The organism is Streptomyces sp. NPDC127092, from assembly GCF_042722475.1.
GTDB lineage: Bacteria > Actinomycetota > Actinomycetes > Streptomycetales > Streptomycetaceae > Streptomyces.
This window is the reverse complement of the sequence record NZ_JBHXFE010000092.1, coordinates 1-5,496: the sequence shown is the minus strand read 5'-3', so window position 1 is coordinate 5,496 and position 5,496 is coordinate 1. Positions and strand designations below refer to the sequence as shown.

Here is a 5,496-nt window from a genome sequence, read left to right as displayed (position 1 = left end):
CCCCCACTCCGTCGCGCTGAGCACGCGGCAGATGGCCTCGACCCCGAATTGCTCGCGGTGTTCGTCGATGAACCGGATCATCTCGTCGTGGGGCGGTCGAGCTCCGCTGCGAAAAAAGCCGAGGCGGCTTTGAGGATCTCGTTCGCTCGCCGGGCCTCGGCGAGCTCACGCTTGAGGCGCTTGTTCTCCTGCTGCAGATCTTCTCCCGCCGGCGCCTGGGTGATCTCGTGGCCGTGGCGGTTGCACCACATTCGCAGGGTCTCTTCACCGACGCCGAGCTGCGGGGCCACAGCCCGGATCGAGTGTGAGCGCGGGCCTCCCTCAGCGGCTTGGCGTTCCAGGACCATCCGCACAGCGCGCTCACGCAGCTCGGGGGTGTACTTCTTGGGCATGTTCCGATCCTCCTTCAGTTGGATCGGAACGAAACCCAGTGCGCTTCACTGAGATTGGACGACACTCCCACTCACGTGGCGTGAGGATGACTGTCACCCGTGCGTGCATCAGTCCCGCCTACGTTTTCGACCGTCAGCTGCGCTTCCATTGTCTGGAGGCCTGTGCCTCGGCCCGAGTCAACAACGTCATGCCCTCGTGCGGTTGGCCACCGCCACAACGGAACTGGCGGCAACGGGGCGGTATCGATCACGGCCGCACGCCAGGGCTGAAAGCCGCTGACGCTGACTGCCCGTCGCTCGGGTGAGGGCGACGTCCACGCCTAACGAGAGGTGGGGTGCAGTCCATGCGCGGTCCCTTCCCGGGATGGAGAAGCTGGCGCAGGTGCTTCAGAACAAGGGGGCAGTGTGTGATATATGGCACAAGCATATCTTGCCTGCTTATGATCGCCGCACGTCGGACGGCCCCCGCGCGCGATGTGCGTCCGGGGAAGGGTCGGCTCCCTGGCCAGCCGTCCTCGGAGAAAGGAAGACCAGACATGGCACAGAACGGCAGGCTCGTGCTGGACGTCCACACCCGCCTTTTCGACCAGCATGACACAGGGGTCCTGAATGCACATTTCACGGAGGATTTCATCGAGCACTCTCCGCTAGTAGCCAATGATCGGGAGGGTTTGCGTCGGCTTGTTCTGGAGTGTGGGGAGGGGCTTACTTACGAGAATGTCCGCGTAATCGAGGATGGCGATTTCGTAGCTCTCCATGGGAAATTCAAGGGTCTTGAAGAGCAAGATCTTGTCGGCTTCGACATCTATCGCGTGGTCGATGGCAAACTCGCCGAGCACTGGGACAACCTTGTGCCGGCAGCCGCGCCCAACGTTTCTGGCCGCACCCAGCTGGACGGACCCACCCGCCCCGATCTAGATGCCGACACTGAGAAGAACCGCACACTTGTCGTCGAGTTCTTCCAGAAGACCCTCATCGGTGGGGATTACAGCGGGTTCGAGGAGTATGGGCGAGATCGGCAGTTTGCGATGCACAGTCCGGATATCGGCGACGGCGTCCCTGCAGTGATTGATTTCCTCACGGCGTTGCGCGACTCTGGCGAAGGCCTTGTGTACGATCGAATCCACCGCACTGTGGCCCAGGGCGACTTCGTGCTGACCCACTCCGAGGGCAGCGTCGCTGGTGTGCGCCATTCCTACTGTGAGCTCTGGCGAGTGGAGGATGGCGCCGTTGTTGAGCTGTGGGACGCCATTAGCGAAGTCCCTTTGGATGAGGACGCGGTCCACGACCACGGCGTCTTCTGACTTCCGATGCGCGGCTGAGGACTTTAGAGAAGAGGACGGCCCCCAGCCGGATCTTCGGCTGGGGCCCGTCCTCTGTCTGGGGTTGATCAGGCGCCGTCCTCGCCGACCCAGTACAGGCGCTTGTTCACGAACTCGTCCATCCCCACAGGTCCGAGTTCACGGCCGTAGCCGGAGCGCTTTACGCCGCCGAACGGGATGCTCTCACCTTCAGCAGCGTGCGTGTTGATCTTGGCCATTCCTACCTCCAGCTGGGACCCCAACTTCTCTGCTCGAGCACGGTCCTGGGAGAACACGGAGCCACCAAGGCCGAACTGGGAGTCATTGGCTACCTCGAGGGCCTCCGCATCGTCCTGCACCTTGTAGACGACGGCAATCGGGCCAAAGAACTCTTCGTAGAAGATCTCGGAACCGCGCGGGATGTCCGTGACGACGGCAGGGCTGATGTACGCCCCCTCCTTCGCCAATTCACCGCCGACGCGGATGTTGGCGCCCGCCGCCTTGGCCTTCTCCAGCTGCCCGGCGAGGCGCTCGGCGGCCTCTCGAGAGGACAGGGGCTGATAGACGGTGTCATCATCGGAGGTGTAATCGCCCGGGGTCATCTTCTTGGCAAGCTTCTCGAGTTCTGCGACGAACTCGTCGTAGATGTCTGCCATAACGATCATGCGCTTGTTGGAATCGCATGCCTGGCCGGTGTTGTACATGCGAGCCCCCCACGCATTGGCTGCGGCCGTCTTGACATCGTCGGTGTCCAAGATGACGTAGGGGTCCGAGCCGCCGAGCTCCAGTACGGCCTTCTTCAGGGCCTTACCAGCCTGCTCCGCCACGGTGGCCCCGGCTCGCTCGGAGCCGGTTAGGGATACGCCCGCGACGCGCGGATCCGCGATGATGGTGGAGATCTGGTCGTGGGTGGCGTACAGGGTTTGGTATACGCCTGCCGGTACACCCGCCTCGTCCATGATGGCCTGAATGGCGGCCGCGGACTTGGGGCAGATCTCGGCGTGCTTAAGCAGGATCACATTGCCCAGCACCAGGTTTGGCGCAGCGAAGCGAGCCACCTGGTAATAGGGAAAGTTCCACGGCATGATACCGAGGATCGGGCCCACTGGGCGGCGCTCGAGGACGGCCTTGGCGCCGTCGACTTCGAGGTCGAGGTCGGCTGTGAGCTTCTCGCCGTTGGTGGCGTAATAGCCGAAGATTGCCGAGCAGTACTCAGCCTCTTCGATGCCCTCGGCCTTGCGCTTGCCCATCTCGATGCCGATGATCTCGGCGAGCTCATCCTTGCGCTCGTCGAACAGCGCGGCCACTTTATCCACGATCACGGCGCGCTCGCTCATTGGGCGCGCGGACCATTCAGCAAATGCCTTCTCGGCGATGGCGAGCGCCTCCGTGACCTGGGCATCGGTTGCCGTGTCAAAGCTCTCAAGCACCTTGCCGTTGACTGGGTTCTGGACGCGGAATGCAGGGCTCATCAGGGCCACTCCCTTGCAGTTGGTATGTCGTGGATCACATCAGCATAGGCCGGCGGCGGCGTCGGAACTAGATCCCCGGGCCGGCAGGTTCACCTGAGGACGCCCGCTCCTGCCCCCGAAGCTTTACCTGCCGCATGGTCTGCAGCGCGTCACTGTCCTAGGGTGTGTTGCTAAAGGACGGTAGCGAGCGAGTGCAGTGTCGCAGCGGGGCTGAGCCTGGCGTGATAGGTCCGGGCGTACCTGTCCGAGCACATCGCGATCCCTCGCCGCTGCTTGAGTCGGTTGAAGCACCGCTCCACGACGTTGCGGCCCCGGTAGTGTTGGCGCTGGTCTTCCCGAGGCCGATCGGCCGACCCGGGCGTCTGCGGCGGTGCGCGATCTGATCGGCCCGCTCGGGGATCGTGGCCGCGATGCCATCCCGGTGTAGCCGGGCCCGGTTCGCCCTCGAGGGGGTAGCCCTTGTCCGCGATCAGCCTCTGCGGGCGTGTCCTGGGCCGGCCACGAGCCCCGGCAACGCTGATCTGTTCCAGCGTGGTGGCCAGTATCGAGGTATCCGCGACCTGGCCGCCGGTCCCCCAGCAACGCGCACCGTATACGCCCGCCTACATGCCTACATGACTACATGGCTACTTGCCGACGTAGGCACGTAGGCACTAGAGTGGACCGTGAGCGGCACTCGCCGCGCACCCTCAGACCAAGGAGGAACCATGCCGGAGAACGGAAAGCCCTTGACGCTCACGCTGCTGAACTCGAAGGGCGGCGTCGGCAAGACCACAGCCACCATGATGCTTGCCGCTGCGCTCACCCATGCCGGGCGCAGCGTCGAGGTCTGGGACGCGGACCCGCAGGGCAGTGCGAGCGAGTGGATCGAGGACGCCGAGGAAGCCCGGGGCGAGCCCCTGCCGATCCGGTGGGACGCTGTGAACCGCTCCACCCTGACCCGCAAGACTTCCAACGCCGATGTGCTGCTGATCGACACCGCCCCCGGCGACCCGGCTAGCCAGACCGCCGCCGTCGCCCGCGCAGACCTCGTGATCGTCCCGAGCGGTGCCGCGCGGCTGGACCTGTCCCGCGTGTGGGCCACGGTGGACGCTGTGGGCCAGGCCGTGCCGTCCGTGGTGCTGCTGAACCGCGTGGACCCCCGAACGCGCACCTACGCCGACACGCGCGCCGTGTTGGAGGCCGAGGGCGTGCCGAGCTTCACCACCGCGATCCCCCGCCGCGAGGCGTTCAACGTCCTTGCCGGATCGTGGCCGACCCCCGCCCAGATCGGCCCGTGGGCCGACGTGGCCGCCGAGATTCAGGAGATGACCCAGCGATGACCACCCCCCGCAAACCCTCCACCGTCGCCGGGCGTCGCCGCCCCAAGGGAGAGGCCCAGCCCGCCGCCCGGCCCGCCGGGGACATGCGCGCCGCGTTCCAGGACCGCAGCCGTCCCGAGGTCGTGAACACGTCGTTCAACTTTCCCCGCGACTTCCACGAGCACATGCGCCGCCTTGCGTTCGAGCGAGGCGTGAGCATGAAGGACCTCATCATCGAGGCCGTGCAGGCCAAGCACCCCATGCCCTGATCCCCGGAACGACAACGGCCCCCGTCAGCATGGCGGGGGCCGTTGCGCGTGCAGGGGCCGGGCCGGACCCGACCAGGCGAAGCCCTCCCCCGTCCGCATCTCCCATCCTGTCTGATCGCAGCCTGGCCTAATGGTCCAGCCGCGGCATCGGATCGCGCCCCGGAAGGGGAAGCCACCGGGCCACGTCCGGCTTAATCCGCTCGACCCATCCCGCAGGCACCCACGCCGAGAGCATCGGCCCACCGGGCACGTCCTGCCACGACACGAGCACATGCGAGGCCGACCAGCGGCAGGCCATCGCGTCCACGTCCTCCCGATCCGGCAGCGCCACCCGCACCAGCGGCTCACGTCCGTATCGGGCCGAGCCCACCTCCGAAGGATCGAGGAAGGCCGGGCCGTCGTACACGCGCAGGGAGTCCACGAGCTCATCTCATCACGCGCGCCGGTCCCGTTTGCGGGGGGCTGCCGCCGCCCCCCGCGCCCCCGCGCCAGGGGCCGGGCCCCTGGACCCCCGGCGCGGCCCCGTGCTCGCTCCGCTGCGCGCGGGGGCCGCTCAGGGGCCGCAGCGGGTCACCGCCGCCAGCGGGGACAACCCAGCGTCAGGCGGGCACGCCCAAAGCCGCCAGGACGACGGGGCCAGGGACCAGGGACCAGGGATCAGCAGGACGCAGGGACTCCCACACCGAAGGATCAGCGCGCCGGGCCGCGTCCAAGACTTCCCTTTCGAGTTCGTCCGGCACGATCACGTCATCCCCACCGGA

The 5,496-nt window shown here is 66.3% G+C and carries 5 protein-coding genes, 2 pseudogenes and 1 other annotated feature; of the genes and pseudogenes, 3 read left to right on the top strand and 4 right to left on the bottom strand.

Going from position 1 to position 5,496, the window contains the following annotated elements; all coding sequences use genetic code 11:
- Nucleotides 1-182: pseudogene (locus ACFWJO_RS37140) on the bottom strand (IS3 family transposase); the annotation flags it as partial.
- Nucleotides 24-120, bottom strand: a sequence feature (AL1L pseudoknot). (Overlaps the previous pseudogene by 97 nt.)
- Nucleotides 183-218: 36 nt before the next feature.
- Nucleotides 219-347 (bottom strand): annotated as a pseudogene (locus ACFWJO_RS37135) (hypothetical protein); the annotation flags it as partial.
- A 581-nt stretch (nucleotides 348-928) separates the two neighbouring features.
- Here ACFWJO_RS37135 and ACFWJO_RS37130 point away from each other — a divergent pair.
- Nucleotides 929-1,696: a nuclear transport factor 2 family protein gene (locus ACFWJO_RS37130; protein WP_386872524.1), complete on the top strand. Its 768-nt coding sequence runs from the start codon at nucleotides 929-931 to the stop codon at nucleotides 1,694-1,696.
- An 86-nt stretch (nucleotides 1,697-1,782) separates the two neighbouring features.
- Here the strand turns inward: ACFWJO_RS37130 and ACFWJO_RS37125 are convergent, their stop codons facing one another.
- Nucleotides 1,783-3,165: an NAD-dependent succinate-semialdehyde dehydrogenase gene (locus tag ACFWJO_RS37125; RefSeq protein ID WP_386872523.1), complete on the bottom strand. Its 1,383-nt coding sequence runs from the start codon at nucleotides 3,163-3,165 to the stop codon at nucleotides 1,783-1,785.
- A gap of 707 nt (nucleotides 3,166-3,872) precedes the next feature.
- Between ACFWJO_RS37125 and ACFWJO_RS37120 the strand changes: the two genes are divergently transcribed.
- Together ACFWJO_RS37120 and ACFWJO_RS37115 are read left to right on the top strand one after the other, a co-directional pair.
- On the top strand, nucleotides 3,873-4,487 hold the full coding sequence (locus ACFWJO_RS37120; RefSeq protein WP_386872521.1) for an AAA family ATPase: 615 nt from the start codon (nucleotides 3,873-3,875) through the stop codon (nucleotides 4,485-4,487).
- Entirely contained in the window at nucleotides 4,484-4,735 is a 252-nt protein-coding gene (locus ACFWJO_RS37115) for a hypothetical protein (RefSeq protein WP_386872519.1), read from the top strand. Before ACFWJO_RS37120 ends, ACFWJO_RS37115 begins: the two co-directional genes overlap by 4 nt.
- Before the next feature lie 127 nt (nucleotides 4,736-4,862).
- Here the strand turns inward: ACFWJO_RS37115 and ACFWJO_RS37110 are convergent, their stop codons facing one another.
- Nucleotides 4,863-5,156: a hypothetical protein gene (locus tag ACFWJO_RS37110; protein ID WP_386872517.1), complete on the bottom strand. Its 294-nt coding sequence runs from the start codon at nucleotides 5,154-5,156 to the stop codon at nucleotides 4,863-4,865.
- Nucleotides 5,157-5,496 lie beyond the last annotated feature (340 nt).